The organism is Wolbachia endosymbiont (group A) of Opomyza germinationis (genome assembly GCF_964264765.1).
Taxonomy (GTDB): domain Bacteria; phylum Pseudomonadota; class Alphaproteobacteria; order Rickettsiales; family Anaplasmataceae; genus Wolbachia; species Wolbachia pipientis.
The window spans coordinates 651,648-669,240 of record NZ_OZ183482.1; the positions used below are offsets into that span (position 1 = coordinate 651,648).

Below are 17,593 nucleotides of genomic sequence, written 5' to 3' on the forward strand. Positions count from 1 at the left end.
TAATATCTTGGAAACACAGCATTTATACACAGCTTTAGTTATTTACTCCAAGTGTATTTTATGTATACTTATTACTAAATTAATTTTGAAATGATAGAAAATGAACGAATTTAAATCGATCCGAAATATAGCAATAATCGCACACGTTGACCACGGTAAAACTACTTTACTTGATAACATGTTAAAACAAAGTGGCACATTCCGCGAGAATCAAGAAGTTCAAGAACGAGTGATGGATAGTGGTGATCAAGAGCGTGAACGCGGAATTACAATACTTGCAAAATGTACATCAATAATGTGGGGCGATGAAAAGATCAATATTATTGACACGCCAGGGCACGCGGACTTTGGTGGGGAAGTGGAAAGGGTATTGTGCATGGCAGATGGTGTGTTGCTGCTGGTTGACGCTGCAGAAGGTCCCATGCCACAAACAAAATTTGTGCTCTCAAAAGCACTAAAAGCAAATTTGAAGCCAATTGTGATAATCAATAAGGTCGACCGACCAGATAGCAGAATTGATGAAGTATTAAATGAAATATATGAGTTATTTTTTAACCTTGATGCAACCAACGAGCAGCTAGATTTTCCAGTGTTGTATGCTTCAGGTAGAAATGGCTGGTGTGCTAAGGAGCTTTCTGATGAAAGAAAAGATTTAAGCCCATTATTTTCAACGGTTATAGATTATATAAAACCTTCTGTTTATAATCAAAATGCACCTTTTGCTATGTTGGTCACTCTACTTGAGTCTGATAAGTTTCTTGGCAGAATATTGACAGGAAAGGTTTATCAGGGCATTGCAAAAGTCAATTCAGATCTTAAGGTGCTTGACCTCGATGGCAAAGTAATTGAACGAGGAAGATTAACTAAGTTGCTCTCATTTTCTGGCTTGAAACGCATTCCAGTAGAACAAGCTGTGGCGGGAGACATAATTGCAATTGCAGGACTTGAGGAAGCTTCGGTTTCAGATACTATAGCAGCACCAGAAGTTACAACTGCAGTAAGCTCAACTCCAGTTGATCCGCCAACAATGGCGATTACTCTGAGCGTTAATGATTCACCTTTTGCTGGGCAAGAAGGTACAAAGCTTACTTCAACTGCTATAAAGGATCGTTTATATGCGGAAGCAGAAACAAATGTTGCAATTACTGTGACTTTGGCACCAAGCGGTGAAGCATTTGAAGTAGGTGGGCGTGGTGAGTTACAGCTTGGAGTGTTAATTGAAAATATGAGGAGAGAAGGTTTTGAGCTTTCGGTATCACGCCCTCGCGTGTTATTTAAAGAAGAAGGCGGTAAAAAACTTGAACCTATAGAGGAAGTAGTAATTGATGTAGATGATGAATATAGTGGAATCATCATGGAAAAACTCAGCTTCCGTAAAGGTGAAGTAACTGACATGAGACCTTCTGGTAATGGCAGGACAAGATTAACGTTTTTAGTGCCATCAAGAGGATTAATCGGTTATCAAGGAGAGTTTTTAACTGATTCTCGTGGCACAGGCATAATTAACCGTTTATTTCACAGTTATGCTCCACATAGAGGTCCAATTTCTGGAAGGCGCAATGGAGTTTTAATTTCTACAGATAAGGGTGAGGCTGTGGCATATGCAATTTTCAATTTGCAAGACAGGGGAATTATGTTTATTAAGCCACAGGATAAGGTATATTGTGGCATGGTTGTCGGCCAGCATAGCCGTGACAATGATTTGGAGATAAATGTGTTAAAGGGTAAGCAATTAACAAACGTAAGAGCTTCAGGTAGTGATGAAGCTATAAAGCTCACTCCACCAAAGATAATGACACTGGAGGATATGATAGCGTATATAGATGATGATGAATTGGTGGAAGTAACTCCAAAATCTATACGTTTACGCAAGAAATTCCTTGATCCAAATGAACGTAAGCGTGCAGGAAGGGCAAAGAATAAGGAGTAATCAGAGGTTGAACATTTGCGAAAAATAGTGTATAATTATTCGTCTCCTAATTGTATTTAATTATGGCCTTTTCGAAATTTCTCGATCCAAAAAACAATTTCGCGTTCAAGAGAATATTTGGCACTGAGAAAAATAAAGATATTCTCATTCACTTTCTCAATGATATATTGGGCTTCGCTGGCAAAGATGAAATAGAAGAAATAGAATTTCTCAGCACTATCATGGATGCTGAGATTGCCTCTAAAAAACAAAGTATTGTTGATGTTTTCTGTACTGATTCTGCTGGAACCCAGCTAATTATTGAAATGGTGCGACCTGAAAGTCTTCGGTCATATTGTTTAAAAGGAGAGGAATTCCTTCAGAAAGAAACTAAAAGAGTTCTAAAACTTATTAAACCAGATGTTTTGCCATCTGAGTCTATGCATCAGTGCGAATCGGGTAACCGGTTGGTGCCAAGCGATGCGGACAATGAACCTCCTCTTGAAAAAGAAGATGCTCAATCGTGAAAGGAGCATAAACTACAAGCATCATGTGGTTGGAGAGCTAGGCTTAGTGGTATGGTGAACGTAAGTGAAGCTTCATAAGTATCGTAACGATTAAAGAGCTAAAGATGCTGATAAGCTCCGACCAAAAGGTAATGTGACATTTTTCATTTCTGGATGTACGCAAATCACCGGTATAGAGAAGTCACCTAACCCACTGTTGTATGACAGAAGGAACAGGGTAAGCCTGTATTTCCGCCTATATGGCAAGCAAACCGCAAGGAACGCTGATGAAAATGCAGGTAAAGGATAATGGAGAAAGCGAATGCCATTTTGTAACGAAATGTATAGAATTTGTAACATTAATTCGCGTGAAAACGAGCAGATTTCCATTTGGTCCCTCGTGACAAGAAACTTTGTTAACCACTTGAGGTAGAGAAGCAGATGACCTTACCCACAGAAATGATGAAGAAATTAGGAATATTTTTTACAAAAAGGACAATACTAACAAAAGAACTTTATTCTATTTAAAATATAAAGTTACAATAAATTTTCCTGTCATCTCCAAATAAATTACATTAACTTAGTATTGTATATTGTTAATAACTTAAATAATACAACCATTTTCAGCAACAAAAACCAAAGGTCTTGAGATACAAGATATTTGTATGGTTACTATGATAGTTCCTTTTTTAAGAAAGTTTTAAATTTCATACCTAACAATAAACAACTTTAGGTTTAAATTTATGAAATCAGTTGTTATATACATCAGCAAATACGAATTTAACTGGTGTTATGGACTTAAATAAATTTACCGAAAAAGCAAAAAGTCTAATTCAAAGTGCTCAAATGAAAGCGTTGGGAGCTGGGCATCAGATTTTTATGCCTGAGCATTTACTAAAAGTGATGCTTGAAGATGAATCAGGTTTAGTTCAGGATTTGATAAACGCTTGTGGTGGAAATGTGCAGAGTATTTCCGATGCTGTGGATAGTGCAATAAAAAAGTTGCCAGTAATTGAAGGTCCAGGAAGTGGTGGCCTTCAACTTTCAAGAGAAATAGCAAAAGTTTTTGAAGATTCAATTGGTATTGCAAAGAGAAATAAAGATTCATTTGTTGCTGTCGAGCGTTTACTGCAGGGCCTCACTGCACAAAAAGATGATACTGTAGGCAAAATTCTGGCAGAGAATGGTGTGACTCCACAAAAACTGAACTCAGTTGTTGCAGAAATGAGAAAGGGCAGCAGTGCGGACTCGCCAAACAGTGAGGAAAAATTAAATGCGGCAAAGAAATATACAAAAGATGTTACAGAGCTTGCTATGCAAGGAAAGCTTGATCCTGTAATTGGTCGTGATGAAGAGATCAGAAGAACTATGCAGGTATCACTGAGGCGGACAAAAAATAATCCAGTGCTGATCGGTGAACCTGGTGTTGGAAAAACTGCAATAGTTGAGGGGCTTGCAAATAGAATTGTTGCAAACGATGTACCACTTGGTTTGCATGATGCAAAGGTCTTAGCTTTGGATCTTGGAGCACTAATTGCTGGCACTAAGTTTAGAGGAGAATTTGAAGAAAGGTTAAAAGCAGTTATTAATGAGCTTTCGAGAGCGGAGGGAAAAGTTATCTTGTTTATAGATGAGCTTCATACTTTAGTTGGAGCAGGAGCAACAAGTGGTGCAATGGATGCCTCGAATCTGCTGAAGCCTGCTCTTGCGCGTGGAGAAATTCGCTGTATAGGAGCCACAACTTTAGATGAATATCGTCAGCATATAGAAAAAGATCCTGCACTTGCAAGGCGTTTTCAGCCTGTGTTTATCTCTCAACCAACTGAAACTGATACCATTTCAATACTCAGGGGTTTGAAGGAAAGATATGAGGTGCATCATGGTATAAGAATTACAGACGGTGCAATAATTGCTGCTGCAACGTTATCCAATAGATATATAACAGATAGGTTTTTACCTGATAAAGCAATTGATTTGATTGATGAAGCAGCAAGTAGGGTGAGAATTGAAATGGATAGCAAGCCTGAAGTTATTGATGAACTTGAGAGAAAGGTTATACAGCTAAAGATTGAAGCAGAGGCTCTAAAAAAAGAAAGTGATGAAAATTCTAAACAGCGTTTAAAAAAGATAAATGAAGAGATCGAAAATCTAAACAGTAAATTTGCTGACTTGAACAGCAAATGGCAGATGGAAAAGAATAAAATAGCTAGAATACAAGAAACAGCCGAAAAATTAGATAACGCTAGAAAAGAGTTGGAATTAGTTCAGCGTAGTGGGAATTTGGGAAGGGCAGGAGAGCTGATGTATGGTGTGATCCCTCAGCTTGAGAATGAATTAAAAAATCAGGAAAAGGTTACTGATAGTTTCTTAAAGAAAGAAGTGACTGGAGATGATATTGCAAACATTGTTTCAAAGTGGACGGGAATTCCAGTTGATAATATGATGCATAGTGAAAAGGAAAAACTCCTTAACATGGAGAATGAAATAGGAAGAAGAGTAATAGGGCAGAAAGATGCAATAGAAGCGATAAGTAATGCAGTTAGGCGCTCCCGCTCTGGGGTGCAAGATACCAATAAGCCTTTTGGTTCATTTTTATTTTTAGGTCCAACTGGAGTTGGTAAAACCGAACTTGCGAAAGCCTTAGCTGAATTTCTGTTTGACGATCAATCAGCGCTTTTGCGTTTTGATATGTCAGAATATATGGAAAAACATTCTGTTTCAAAGTTAATTGGCGCGCCTCCAGGGTATGTTGGCTATGAACAAGGTGGCAGATTAACTGAAGCGGTAAGAAGAAGGCCATATCAGGTTATTCTGTTTGATGAAATCGAGAAAGCAAATCCAGATATATTTAATCTATTGCTGCAAATCTTGGATGAGGGTAGACTCACTGATAGTCATGGTAAATTAATTGATTTTCGCAACACCATACTGATTTTAACTTCTAACCTTGGCGCTGAGATAATGCTAAAAGGGAATGTTGATTCTGTAAGAAATGAAGTGATGCAAATAGTTAAATCAGCATTTCGTCCAGAATTTTTAAACAGGCTGGATGAAATTATTATATTCCACAGTTTAACCAGAGATGACATCTATAAAATTATAGATGTTCAATTTTCTTATTTACAAAAAACACTTGCTAAGCGTAAACTGAGTATAAGTTTGTTGCAGGAAGCTAAAGAACTAATAGCACAAACTGGCTATGACCCTGAATATGGAGCAAGGCCCTTAAAAAGGGTTATACAAGAGTGTATTCAAAATAATTTAGCTAAATTAGTTTTATCAGGGGAAGTAGTAGAAAATGATGAGCTAATAGTGTACGCTCTTGATAATGAAATCTTAGTTAAAAAGGTTTAAGTTCACTGTGTATTTTTGTTAAAAAAAATGTGTATAGATCATAATGTTGACACTGAGTCTTTATTTAAGTTAGCTGATCAAGAAAATCAGCAAGATAAAGAAAAAATTAAAAAATTTATTAAGTATTTTTATAGTTTTGTTTATAAAAGCGACCTAAAAGCCAATGATAAGTTTTTGCTATATATTGTAAACGATGCTTACAATTTTGTTTCTCAAAAAGAGAAAGATGAAAGTAAGTTAGTAGTAAGCAATATAGATGATATACCAGGAATAGAAGGCGATTTTACCACGATTAAGATAACAAACGATGATATGCCATTTTTGGTTGACTCCGTTATTGCAACTATTAAGTCGCACGATTTAACCATATGCTATTACAGCAACAGCATAATTAACATTAAAAGAAAAGATGGCCTAATAGACGAGATTTACTCTTTGGAAGAAAGCAATGGAGTCAAAGAGTCAGTCATATATGTAATTATCAAAGGTATAAGTGACAGCTTTGTTGATACATTAAAAGAATCTCTACAGAAAACGCTGAAAGCGGTTAATTGCGTTGTGAAAGATTGGCACTTAATGCTCAAGAAACTTGATGAGGCAAGTCTTTCTGTCATCCCAGCTGGGATCCAGGAAAAGGACACGTGGATTCCAGTGTCACGCACTGGAATGACACCAGACCGAAATCAAGAGCAAAAAGATTTTCTAGTTTGGTTAAAGAATAATAACTTCGTATTTCTAGGTTATCAAGAATATATTGCTGGTAAAGATGAAAAACTCGTCTGTGACAGCAAAAAGGACCTTGGCCTGATGAGAGTAGGTCAAAGTACGTTGATTCCTTCTGCAAACCTTGATTCCCTATACATATTGAGATCAGATCTAATCTCAATAGTCCATCGGCGTACATACATGAATTGTATAGGAGTAAAAGAATTTGATGACCAGGGTAATGTGGTAAAGGAACGGCGTTTTTTCGGGCTATTTACTTCTGTAGCGGAGGTCCAAGATATTAGAACTATTCCAATAATAAGAGATAAAGTTAAAGTTATAGAAAAAAATGCAGGGTTTGTAACCGGGGGCCACAATAACAAAGCTTTGATTTCTATTTTGCAAGTGTTCTCTTGTGATGAATTATTCCAATCAAATGAAGACGAATTATTTAAAATTTGCATTTCGATCATGTCTCTTGCGATTAGGCCAAGGGTCAGATTATTTTTAAGAAGAGTCGGGGATTTTATTAGTTGCATAGTGCTGATACCGATGCGTTATGCTAGCGCTAGGCTAATGTTCAAGATACGTGACATATTGAAGGATGAGACAAGTGCAGGAAGTTCAGATATTTATAACAATCACATTATCAATGAATATGATTTGATGAAATTGCATGTAGTGCTAAAGACCAAAAATGCTAGCGTTCTTGATGATGAAGTTTTGCGTATCGAAAACAAATTAAGAAACATTACAGAAAAGTGGGAAGATCGTTTTATAGACAATTTATACAATACTTTTAGCACTGTTGAGGATATATTCATCCGTTATTGCAAGGCATTTCCAATAAGCTATCAAGAGAGTTTCGAACCTCATGACGCATATTACGATATGAAAAAATTGGAGATAGTGAGGAAGAAAGGAGTTAGCGAGGTCGATTTAAGACTTACTCGTGATAATCTTAATTATCAATTAAAGGTTTATACTCCAAACAATGGAGGCCTTGAATTATCGAAGATATTAAGGATCACTAAGAATTTGGGAGCTAAAATTCTATCTCATAATGGCTATTACATAGAAATTAACGGTGGAATATGGATACACCATTTTGTGTTGTCAAGAGTCGATGAATTAATAGACAACATTACTCTAAAAGAGCAATTTGAAATAACACTTGCGAAAGTGTTTAGCAAGGAAATTAAAAATGACTATTTCAATAGTTTGATCATTATTGCTGGGCTCAAGTGGAAAGAAGTGCTTCTGGTTAGAGCGTTAAGTGCTTACCTAAAGCAGACGTCATTTAACTACAATCCAGAATATATCCAAAAGGTAGTCTCAGAGCATCCAAAAATAGTAAAGTATTTGATACAACTATTTCATGCAAGATTTGATCCTAACATAGACATTGATAGAGCAGAAACTACGGACATTGTCAGAGAAAAAATTGAGGAACTTCTAAAAGAGATCAGCAATGTTTCACATGATTACGTTTTGCGCTCGATATTTAACTTGATAATGGCTATTTTAAGGACCAGTTATTATCAAGACGATAAACCATATTTATCTACAAAATTTGACTCAAGTAAAATAAATGGTTTACCTGATCCTCGTCCGTATCGTGAATTGTATATTTATTCAAACCTTTTTGAGGGAATACATCTAAGAGGAGGGAAATTAGCCCGTGGTGGCTTAAGGTGGTCGGATAGGACGGAAGATTTTCGCACTGAAGTTTTGGGGCTCATGAAAGCTCAGATGACAAAAAATGCGGTTATTGTCCCTGTTGGTGCAAAGGGTGGGTTTGTAATAAAGCAAGCTTATAAAGATAAGAATATTTTAAGAGAGAAAAGTGTTGAGTGCTATAAGAGTTTTATCAGAGGAATGCTTGATATTACTGATAACGTGGTTGATGGTAAAATAATTCCACCAGAGAATGTGATTAGGTATGATGAAGATGATCCATATCTCGTGGTTGCTGCTGATAAAGGAACTGCTTCATTTTCTGATTATGCCAACCAGATAGCCTCTGAATATAACTTTTGGCTTGGCGATGCATTTGCATCTGGTGGATCAGTAGGTTACGACCATAAGAAAATGGGTATTACAGCAAGAGGTGCATGGATTGCAGCACAGAGGCATTTTTGGAAAATGAATAAGGATATTTACCAGGATGCAACTGTTATTGGAATTGGGGATATGGCTGGCGATCTATTTGGAAACGGTATGCTGCTTTCAAAAAATATACATTTAATCGGCGCATTTAACCATATGCATATTTTTATTGATCCAAATCCTGATGCAGAAAAGAGTTTCACAGAACGTAAACGTCTCTTTAAGTTACCATTTTCAACCTGGATGGATTATAACAAAGATTTGATCTCTCAGGGTGGCGGGGTATTTGAGCGTAGCAGCAAGCAAGTAAATCTTTCTCAAGAAATGAAAAAATGCTTTGACATAACGGAAGATACGTTATCTCCAAGTGATTTGATTAGATATCTACTCAAAGCAGAAGTGGACTTCATATGGAACGGAGGAATCGGCACGTTTGTTAAGGCAAAGAGTGAAAGTCATAGCATGGTCGGTGACAAAGCAAACGATGAATTAAGAGTAAACGGTAAGGATATTAGAGCTTCTATGTTTATAGAGGGTGGAAATCTTGGTTGTACACAGCTTGGGAGAATAGAATATGCTGAAAGAGGTGGACATATCAATGCAGATTTTATTGATAATTCAGCCGGAGTGATATGTTCGGACCTTGAAGTTAACATTAAGATTGCATTTGTTTCAGCTATGAAAGCAGGGGGTATTTCTTTAGAAAAAAGGAATGAAATACTGGCAAGTATGGTGGATGAAGTTGCATCCAAGGTGCTTGAGAACCACAACAGAATTGAAACAAAAGCATTACTTCTTGAGTGTTTGCAAGCTAAAGAGAGATTGGAGCAGGACCACAGGTTACTGCTCAGTTTAGAAAAATCTGGGCTGTTAAACCGAAGCGTAGAATTTCTTCCAGCTGACGAAGAGGTAGCAAGGATGTTAACCGGTGCAGAAGGTTTCAGTTCTCCTCAGCTTTCTATTCTAATATCTTATGCTAGAACAGCAATAAAAAATAAAATTATACATTCCGATCTGCCTGAAAAAGATCTTATATCTAATGACTACTTGCTAGGTTATTTTCCTAAAAAGATGTTAACAGAGTTTAAGGATTTCATATTAAAACACCAACTTCGTAGAGAAATTATCTCCACTTGCATTGCAAATGATGTTGTAAATAGGATGGGCTGTATATTTATTAATAATTTAGTTGAGAATACTGGAATTAAGGTACACGAAGCAGTTAACATATATATCGTTGTTAACCACCTATATGATTTAAATAACCTGTGGCAGAAAATTGATGAATTGGATGGAAAAATTGATATTAACTCATACTTGCAAATAGTGAGAAATGTGCAGAAATTTATTGGCAGAGTATCGTTTTGGTTAGTAAAAAATCTTAGCTTTGTAGAATTGGATGATGTTACAAAATTTAAAGATGCAATTGAAACTTTAGGCCATGATGTTTTAGATGAACACCTGTTAAAGGTCTATAATCATGGATACACTTCTTTAGTGGAACTTAATATAGATAAAGATCTAGCAAAAAAAATTGCTGACCTGTGCGTTCTTACTTATGCACTGGATATTATATCTGTTGCTGAACAGACATCTTTGTCCATTCTTGATGCTGGTAAAATATACTTTGAGTTAAAGTCGCTGTTAAGATTCGATCTGATTAGGACAATTGCCATCAAGATGAAAAGCCGCTCTTCTTATTGGGATCGCAGCTTAGTTAATGATTTATTGGACGATTTAAGCAATTACCATCACAAGCTAGCTGTTAAAGTCATAAAAGCTACTGATAACCCTGAAGATAAGGTTCAAACCTGGGCTTGTAATGATAAGGACTACATAGAACGTTATAATAGTTTTTTAGATGAGATGGTTGCTTCTAAACTTGATTTAAGCAAATTAATATTTATAATCAGAAGGATTAAAGTACTTGCTTCATAGGAAAATGTTCAATATAGGTCTTTCAGAAATTTTAGTTGTAGCTTTAGTGAGCATAATTGTTCTTGATAAAAATAAGGTACCTGTATTTATTGATTTTATTAAGACTATATATAGGTATTTTACAATTGTAAGGTTAAAAGCCAGAAGGTTATTGAAGGATGCCGGAATTGAAGACTTATATAAAGAGTGTAATACTGAGAAAGTAAATTACATAGTTGGTAAAAATGGTAAGCTTTATCCTACTTACGATATAGATAATACATCTAAAGATAATGACAGCGAAGATTCTGGTAGTAGATGATGTACTATCTAATGTCAAGCTTTTAGAAGCTCGACTAAAAGCAGAGTACTATACGGTTATCGTAGCTCATGATGGTGAAGAAGCTATAGATTTAGTAGCAAAGCAGCAGCCTGATATTATATTACTTGATATCATGATGCCAAAGATGAATGGCTTTGAAGTTTGTAAGGAGCTAAAGAGTGATCCCTTGACAACCCATATTCCAATAATTATGGTAACTGCGCTGCATGATACTCATGATAGAGTGCAAGGTATTAATGCTGGCGCGGATGATTTTCTGACTAAACCAATAAACGAAACTGCTTTATCTTCACGAATTAAGTCTCTCACACGCTTAAAGATGATTATCGATGAATTGCGTTTGAGAGGAGAAACTAACGCTGAGATTGGTGGAGTCGCAGGAAACAGTATTATGGATTATTCCAATCAGATTTTTGATGCTAACGTACTTGTTATAGATGAGGATGTTCATCAAGCAGAGCAGATATATAATATATTAAAGCAACGCTTTAGGTCAATTAAAATACTGAGTGATCCAATGGAAGCATTGAAGGTTGGTATTGAGAATGGTTACGACCTGATCATTTCTGATATGCAATTTTCAAAAACTGACGGCTTGCGTTTGTGTTCTGAGTTTCGTAGTAAGGTGGAAACACGTTATACACCAATTCTGATTCTTTCTGAGGATTATGATAAAAACAATTTAGTAAAAGCACTTGATGTAGGTGCTAATGATTATTTAACAGTACCTTTGGATGAGGGTGAGCTAATAGCAAGGGTTAATTCGCAAGTAAAACGCAAAAGATATCAAGATGCCTTGAGAATGAATTTATTTAATAATGCGGAAATGTCTATAAAGGACCCATTAACTAACTGTTATAATAGAAGATATTTTGATGCACACTTAAGAAACATTGTTAAGGACTCTGTGGAAAAGGATAGAAGGTTGTCTCTTATGATACTTGATATAGACTATTTTAAGATAGTGAATGACAGTTTTGGGCATAGTGCTGGAGATGAACTTTTAAAGCAAATACAGAAAAGAATTTCTGAAAATATCAGAGTGACAGATTTACTAGCTAGGTTTGGTGGTGAGGAGTTTGTTGTTGTAATGCCAGATACCAATGTATCAGATGCGTATACTATTGCGGAGAGAATACGAAAAATTATTGCTAAAAAACCTTTTATACTTGCGGATAAAAATACAACCCACGATGTAACTGTGAGCATTGGAATTGCAGAAATGCAAGAATCTGACCTTGACAATATTAAAGAATTTATAGTACGTGCCGACAAATATTTATATAAAGCAAAAAACAGTGGTAGAAATAGAGTGGTTACTGGCTATAGCTAAAGTGGCTTAAGTTTGCCGACAACCGTCATTCCGCTACTAGTTAGCGGAATCTATGCTGAGATACCGCGAATGAATCGCGGTATGACGGTTCGCGGCAGCATGACGATAAGGTTTATACCTTGTCATTCCAGTGCTTGACACTGGAATCCAGTTTTCCATATAATCTCATCGAAAACGTTGTAACCACTTTCCATGCTAGTTTGCTTGTTCACAAGCAAACTTTTCTGGATCCCAGTGTCTGGGCACTGGGATGACATCATAGGGGCGCTGGGATGACACCCTGACAACCGTCGTCCCGCTGCTTGTTAGCTGGATCTATGCTAAGAGATACCGTGAATAAATCACGGTATGACGGTTCGCGGTGGCATGACGATAAGTTCGTCATCCCGCTACTTGTTAGCTGGATCTATGCTAAGAGATACCGCGAATGAATCGCGGTATGACGTAGGACTGCTAAGATTAAAGCGACAACATGAGGTTTCTCAGCTCTGGAAATTTCACGTTTAACTGCAAAAATAGATACTTATTTAAAAAATATCCTGTGACTTTCAGTCCTAACTGAAATTCTTGGAATGAGTAGCTGTTTTGTAGGTTATTATTGTATACATCATGTAACATTTGTGGAAAAGGTAGGAGTTTATCTGCATAATAATCTCCTACTTTTTTTGACACTGCTCTACCAGTTTTTGGAGAAATAAATTGTAAATTTTCCTTAACACCTGTTACAGCGCATTTGGATAAGTCTAACTTGAATCCCAATTGCGTAAGAAGCAGAAGCTCTAAGTTAAGATAATGGCTTTGCCAAGACTGATTGTTGTGTTTAATTACATCGATGAAATATCGAAAATTGTCATACAGCATGGCACAGGGTTCACTTTCTGGAAGCACTTTTTCTAAAATAGAGGAGAAAGAAACAATAGTAATGCTTTTTAACCTATCTTGAAAGAAATGATGGAATGGAGATTCGATTAATTCGCACTTAAAAAAACCTAGATTTTCAGGTAACTTAGCACTCCATTCTGCATGTAATAGATTACTTATCTGAAACTTATAATTGCTATTGTTTGTTAGCTTAGTTAATCCCCTGCGCTTTCCATGATTTTTTGTAAACAGAGAAAGAATTAAGTTTTTATCGCCGTATTTTTTAGCAGCTATAATGATGCCTTCATCTTTCCATCTCATTTAGAGTGTATTGACCGTATGATATATAGGATAGTGCACCTAGAGCGTGTAATCCATAAAAATCACTTACTCCGTTACTGTTTGCTTCCAAAGTTTCAAGGCTATGAGAGAGTAAGTTATTGGCTGCCACTCTTCTTCCTGAGCCTGATGCATTTCATACTGAGCTTTTGGTTTGCTAAATAATTGTTTGAATGATTTTAGTAACATTACTTTTCCTCGTCTGAAATTTTGGATAATTCAGCTTCTAATTCTTCTATCGTCGGTAAAGCTGTTTTTATGTTCTCTGGTAGATTTTCAGTTATTCGATATTCTGCTAGCCCTATTGGCTTGTTCATGTCTCGGAGTGTATATTTAGCAAGTACATCGTCTTTAGATTTACATAAGATTAACCCTATAGAAGGTTGATCTGTCGAGTGCTTCAGTAAATCATCAACTGCAGAAAGATAAAAATTCATTTTACCAGCATATTCCGGCTTAAAATCCTTATCTTTTAGTTCAATCACTACGAAGCAACGTAACTTTAAATGATAGAATAATAAATCAATATAAAAGTCTTTATTACCAACATCTAAATGAAATTGTCTACCAACAAATGCAAATCCTTCACCGAGTTCTAACAGAAATTTTTCCATATGCCCTACGAGTCCTTTTTCTACTTCTCTTTCATGAGCATCCTTACCTATACTTAAAAAATCAAAAATATACGGATCTTTTAATGTGTAATGTGCTAGATCGGATTGTGGAGATGGTAATTTTTCTTTAAAATTAGTTATTGCTTTTCCTTGACGTTTATGTAGTCCAAGTTCTATCTGCATCACCATAATGTTACGTGACCAGCCATGTTCAATAGCTTTTTTTACATAAAATAATCTTATTTCATGACTTTCTATTTTTTCCAAAAGAGTGATATTGTGATACCAAGTTAATTGTGCAAGAGGCTCCTGCACAAATTCAACATCAGGATATTCTTCGGCAAACTTACGCATATACTTCAGATTTCTCATGCTAAAGCCTTTCATTTCTGGAAATGTACTTCTCAAATCCTTACTTAATTGATCAATTACCTTAGCTCCCCAGGTATGTTCTTTTTGGCGTTTTAGGATCTCTGTACCAATATGGTGGTAAAGCAAAATAAGCTTACTATTTACTGCAAGTGCTGCTTTATAACGGTTTGTTGCAATATGATCCTTCAATTGCTCTAAAAATTCTGTATATTCTTTTGCTATAATTTTTGTCATACGGTTCCTTTTAATCCATTATACAATTCCTTTGTCTGTCGAGAAGACAATCTTCCGCTTGCCTTCAGCTTTGAAGGGATTCCTTATTGACTTCAAACTCGTCCATCAACTAAAATATATTGACTTTACGTGCAATATTAGCTTTAAACCAGTAAAACAAGCTGCTTAACATATGCGTTTTTTCTATTCGAATTATATTCTTTTTTTGTCTTTATGTTGTTTTTTGCTTTTTTCGTTATCTTCAACAAAAGCCCAAACGAATGATACGTTAGCTGTTCCTATACCACAAAGGAAAAAAGAAATAGTTGAGCACACTGTTGTAGCACAACCGAGGCAAATTATCGAAATGCAAGAAGAAGTCATTATTAACGAGGGTAAAGAATTCATTCCAATTCCAAAAAGAAAAAAAAGTGTAGAGAAAAAACTAAGAAGGGATGTTAGAGGGGCAAAAAATGAAATAGGAAACGAAAAAAGCGTTGAGAGCAAAAAGGATGAATTAGTTGTAACAGAAATTATTAACTCTATAAGAGACAAGCTCACAAAATGCTGGAGCATTCCTGAAAGCATAGCTTACAAAGAAAATTTTAATATAAAAATTAACTTATTGTTATCCAGTCAAGGCGAGATAATTATGGCGGATGTAGCAGACAGTGATTCCTATCGAAATAATCCACTTTTCAGGTCGATAGCAGATAATGCAATGCGTGCAGTATATAAATGTAGCCCATTGACCGGCTTGCCTACTCAGCACCACCACATTTGGCGTGAAGTAACACTAGATTTTATTCTATAGCTAAAGTAATTCTATAATTTAATAAGCCCACTGTATCCGTTCAGAATAGCAGCAAGGTAGTATAACCATAGAGTAAAAGTGAGTTTACAACAAATGGTGTCATCCCAGTGCTTGACACTGGGATGGCTTTGTTGCATCGCTACTTATGAAAGGCTAACTATAGTTAGGATTATAAGCAACCTATTGAAAATCTTGTTTTTTTGCAATCAATCTGATCAAATTTAAGAATAGTAATTTGTTATTTATATTAATAAATTTAATTCTATTGAAAATAGCTAAAGCATTGAAATTCTTGAATTTTAGCCGGATTGGTAAATGGTAGTGAAATTTCTTTTACTCAAATTTAGGTATTCATTGACCGTTCTTGTTATAAATACCAGAATAATAAGCTACTGATATTCCCTATCTTTTTTATCTTTAATCCATCATAGCTAGCGATGCAACAAAGCCCACTGGGATCCAGTTTTCTTTACAAATTCACCAAAAGTGCTTCATTCTATAACGCAAAACCCATACTTACCAAACCCAATGCATTACTTGCAATTAAGTTTCCTGGATCCAAGTAGTCTGGGCACTGCCGTCATAAAGGAACTAGTGTCAGCTACTTTCATGACACCCTTCTGGTAGGCCCAAATCGCAATGTTCGTACAGTTATGGAATGAACCGCGGTATGACGTAGGAAGATCTGAGCAAACTTTCAATCAGAAACAGCCAAAGATCTCTCTAAGATGTCAGTTTCTTTTGTATCTTCAACTTTACCGTCCTGGTCGAATGAAATTTGCAGAGACTTACTACTATACTTCCTTTTTCCTAAAAAATTGGCTTGTTTAATTTTATATGAGACATAGTACCAAACATTGTCATCGAACTTTGATACTAATGTTGGTGATCCTAAAGTGTGAACCACTTTTTCTTTATCGTCACCTACTTTTATCTTGCTCCACAATTCAACACTAATGCCAGGAGCTCCGTGATTGTGAATAGTGTGAGTGCAGCTCACTGTAAATAATAAAATAAAAGATATTAATACTCGCATTTCTGTTGATAAATTACTTGAAGCTATAATACACTAATAAATTATCTGCCGTCAAATTTCAAAAAAGTTAAATTGACTGATTCTCAATATCACTTAATATAATATTTACTTTAGAAAATAATAGGTGTCTTATGTCATTGTTAGAAGCAGATCCAATATACAAACCTTTTAATTACCCTTGGGCGTATGATGCGTGGCTGCAGCAACAAAGAATCCATTGGATACCTGAAGAAGTTCCGCTCGCTGATGACGTGAAGGATTGGAAAACTAAACTTTCAAGTGTAGAAAAAAATCTACTAACCCAGATCTTTAGATTTTTTACTCAGGCAGACATTGAAGTAAATAACTGCTACATGAGGCATTATTCAAATATATTTAAGCCAACAGAAATATGCATGATGCTTGCAAGCTTTTCCAATATGGAAACCATACACATTGCAGCTTATTCTTATCTTTTAGACACAATTGGCATGCCAGAAAGTGAGTATCAAGCATTTTTAAAGTATGATGCTATGAGAAAGAAATATGAATATATGTTGGAATTCGAGGAAAGCAAAAAACACGATAAAAAACATGTAGCTAAAACTCTAGCAGTGTTTGGTGCATTCACTGAAGGGTTGCAGTTATTTGCATCATTTGCAATTTTGCTCAATTTCCAACGTTTTGGAAAAATGAAAGGAATGGGGCAGATAATCGCCTGGTCAGCCCGTGATGAAACTTTGCACACCAATTCAATTATCATGTTATTTAATACATTTATTAAAGAGAATAATGAAATTTGGGACAACGAGTTTAAAGAGGAATTATATTCTGCATGTCGCACCATCGTTGAACTTGAGGACGAATTCATAAAGCTTGCCTTTGATTTAGGAGATGTTGAAGGACTATCCGCAGAAGAAGTGCGCAATTACATACGCTACGTAGCAAACAGACGGTTAATGCAATTAGGTCTTGAGTCCATATATGATGTCAATGATAATCCTATTCCGTGGCTTGATGAAATACTAAATGGCGTTGAACATACGAATTTCTTTGAAAATAGAGTAACAGAGTATAGCCGCGCAGCAACTCAAGGCACGTGGGAAGAAGCTTTTACTGAAAATGACACGAATAATAAGTGAATGCTAATTTCACTCTTTTTTGTCATTCCACTTTCATTACACCATTT

General features: G+C 35.9%; 14 protein-coding genes and 1 pseudogene. 10 read left to right on the top strand and 5 right to left on the bottom strand.

From position 1 onward, the window contains the following. Positions 1-100: 100 nt before the first annotated feature. From typA to ACFEL3_RS03180, 7 genes and pseudogenes are all read left to right on the top strand, one after another. Positions 101-1,930 carry a translational GTPase TypA gene (gene typA, locus ACFEL3_RS03150; protein WP_010962447.1) on the top strand — a complete coding sequence of 610 codons (1,830 nt, stop codon included), beginning with the start codon at positions 101-103 and terminating at the stop codon, positions 1,928-1,930. A gap of 62 nt (positions 1,931-1,992) precedes the next feature. Next, a pseudogene (locus ACFEL3_RS03155) lies at positions 1,993-2,238 on the top strand (PD-(D/E)XK nuclease family transposase); the annotation flags it as partial. A 437-nt stretch (positions 2,239-2,675) separates the two neighbouring features. Beyond that, positions 2,676-2,819 (top strand): hypothetical protein, encoded by a 144-nt coding sequence (locus tag ACFEL3_RS03160; RefSeq protein WP_173862872.1) that lies wholly within the window; start codon positions 2,676-2,678, stop codon positions 2,817-2,819. A gap of 388 nt (positions 2,820-3,207) precedes the next feature. Then, positions 3,208-5,769, top strand: a complete 2,562-nt coding sequence (gene clpB, locus ACFEL3_RS03165) for an ATP-dependent chaperone ClpB (RefSeq protein ID WP_095742641.1) — start codon at positions 3,208-3,210, stop codon at positions 5,767-5,769. Between the two features lie 27 nt (positions 5,770-5,796). Continuing rightward, entirely contained in the window at positions 5,797-10,521 is a 4,725-nt protein-coding gene (locus tag ACFEL3_RS03170) for an NAD-glutamate dehydrogenase (RefSeq protein ID WP_265018089.1), read from the top strand. 4 nt (positions 10,522-10,525) lie between these two features. Continuing rightward, on the top strand, positions 10,526-10,822 hold the full coding sequence (locus tag ACFEL3_RS03175) for a hypothetical protein (protein WP_010082258.1): 297 nt from the start codon (positions 10,526-10,528) through the stop codon (positions 10,820-10,822). Further along, positions 10,794-12,176: a PleD family two-component system response regulator gene (locus ACFEL3_RS03180; protein ID WP_010082259.1), complete on the top strand. Its 1,383-nt coding sequence runs from the start codon at positions 10,794-10,796 to the stop codon at positions 12,174-12,176. The genes ACFEL3_RS03175 and ACFEL3_RS03180 overlap by 29 nt, the downstream gene beginning before the upstream one ends. 122 nt (positions 12,177-12,298) lie before the next feature. Here ACFEL3_RS03180 and ACFEL3_RS03185 read toward each other — a convergent pair whose 3' ends face one another. The 4 genes from ACFEL3_RS03185 to ACFEL3_RS03200 all read right to left on the bottom strand — a co-directional run bounded on the left by ACFEL3_RS03185 (position 12,299) and on the right by ACFEL3_RS03200 (position 14,596). Beyond that, positions 12,299-12,463, bottom strand: coding sequence for a hypothetical protein (locus ACFEL3_RS03185; protein ID WP_010962440.1), 165 nt, complete (start codon positions 12,461-12,463; stop codon positions 12,299-12,301). Between the two features lie 172 nt (positions 12,464-12,635). After that, positions 12,636-13,358, bottom strand: a complete 723-nt coding sequence (gene recO / locus ACFEL3_RS03190; RefSeq protein WP_010082260.1) for a DNA repair protein RecO — start codon at positions 13,356-13,358, stop codon at positions 12,636-12,638. After that, positions 13,342-13,488, bottom strand: coding sequence for a hypothetical protein (locus ACFEL3_RS03195; RefSeq protein WP_007548499.1), 147 nt, complete (start codon positions 13,486-13,488; stop codon positions 13,342-13,344). Before ACFEL3_RS03195 ends, recO begins: the two co-directional genes overlap by 17 nt. Positions 13,489-13,564: 76 nt before the next feature. Next, positions 13,565-14,596 carry a YhcG family protein gene (locus ACFEL3_RS03200; protein WP_038199734.1) on the bottom strand — a complete coding sequence of 344 codons (1,032 nt, stop codon included), beginning with the start codon at positions 14,594-14,596 and terminating at the stop codon, positions 13,565-13,567. Between the two features lie 172 nt (positions 14,597-14,768). On the opposite strand from ACFEL3_RS03200, the gene ACFEL3_RS03205 reads away from it, so the two are divergent. Both ACFEL3_RS03205 and ACFEL3_RS03210 read left to right on the top strand, forming a co-directional pair. Continuing rightward, on the top strand, positions 14,769-15,389 hold the full coding sequence (locus ACFEL3_RS03205) for a hypothetical protein (protein WP_022626225.1): 621 nt from the start codon (positions 14,769-14,771) through the stop codon (positions 15,387-15,389). A 78-nt stretch (positions 15,390-15,467) separates the two neighbouring features. Beyond that, the gene (locus tag ACFEL3_RS03210) at positions 15,468-15,614 is read left to right on the top strand and encodes a hypothetical protein (RefSeq protein ID WP_155975170.1); all 147 of its coding nucleotides are present in this window, start codon (positions 15,468-15,470) and stop codon (positions 15,612-15,614) included. A 472-nt stretch (positions 15,615-16,086) separates the two neighbouring features. Here the strand turns inward: ACFEL3_RS03210 and ACFEL3_RS03215 are convergent, their stop codons facing one another. Continuing rightward, positions 16,087-16,425 (bottom strand): outer membrane protein assembly factor BamE, encoded by a 339-nt coding sequence (locus tag ACFEL3_RS03215; protein WP_006279908.1) that lies wholly within the window; start codon positions 16,423-16,425, stop codon positions 16,087-16,089. A 131-nt stretch (positions 16,426-16,556) separates the two neighbouring features. Between ACFEL3_RS03215 and ACFEL3_RS03220 the strand changes: the two genes are divergently transcribed. After that, on the top strand, positions 16,557-17,546 hold the full coding sequence (locus ACFEL3_RS03220) for a ribonucleotide-diphosphate reductase subunit beta (protein WP_006280119.1): 990 nt from the start codon (positions 16,557-16,559) through the stop codon (positions 17,544-17,546). Positions 17,547-17,593: the final 47 nt, after the last annotated feature.

Bases quoted from the DNA above. Each gene is read 5' to 3' on its own strand.
- typA (WP_010962447.1), top strand. From the start codon at position 101: ATGAACGAATTTAAATCGATCCGAAATATAGCAATAATCGCACACGTT.
- ACFEL3_RS03160 (WP_173862872.1), top strand. From the start codon at position 2,676: ATGGCAAGCAAACCGCAAGGAACGCTGATGAAAATGCAGGTAAAGGAT.
- clpB (WP_095742641.1), top strand. From the start codon at position 3,208: ATGGACTTAAATAAATTTACCGAAAAAGCAAAAAGTCTAATTCAAAGT.
- ACFEL3_RS03170 (WP_265018089.1), top strand. From the start codon at position 5,797: ATGTGTATAGATCATAATGTTGACACTGAGTCTTTATTTAAGTTAGCT.
- ACFEL3_RS03175 (WP_010082258.1), top strand. From the start codon at position 10,526: ATGTTCAATATAGGTCTTTCAGAAATTTTAGTTGTAGCTTTAGTGAGC.
- ACFEL3_RS03180 (WP_010082259.1), top strand. From the start codon at position 10,794: ATGACAGCGAAGATTCTGGTAGTAGATGATGTACTATCTAATGTCAAG.
- recO (WP_010082260.1), bottom strand. From the start codon at position 13,358: ATGAGATGGAAAGATGAAGGCATCATTATAGCTGCTAAAAAATACGGC.
- ACFEL3_RS03200 (WP_038199734.1), bottom strand. From the start codon at position 14,596: ATGACAAAAATTATAGCAAAAGAATATACAGAATTTTTAGAGCAATTG.
- ACFEL3_RS03205 (WP_022626225.1), top strand. From the start codon at position 14,769: ATGCGTTTTTTCTATTCGAATTATATTCTTTTTTTGTCTTTATGTTGT.
- ACFEL3_RS03215 (WP_006279908.1), bottom strand. From the start codon at position 16,425: ATGCGAGTATTAATATCTTTTATTTTATTATTTACAGTGAGCTGCACT.
- ACFEL3_RS03220 (WP_006280119.1), top strand. From the start codon at position 16,557: ATGTCATTGTTAGAAGCAGATCCAATATACAAACCTTTTAATTACCCT.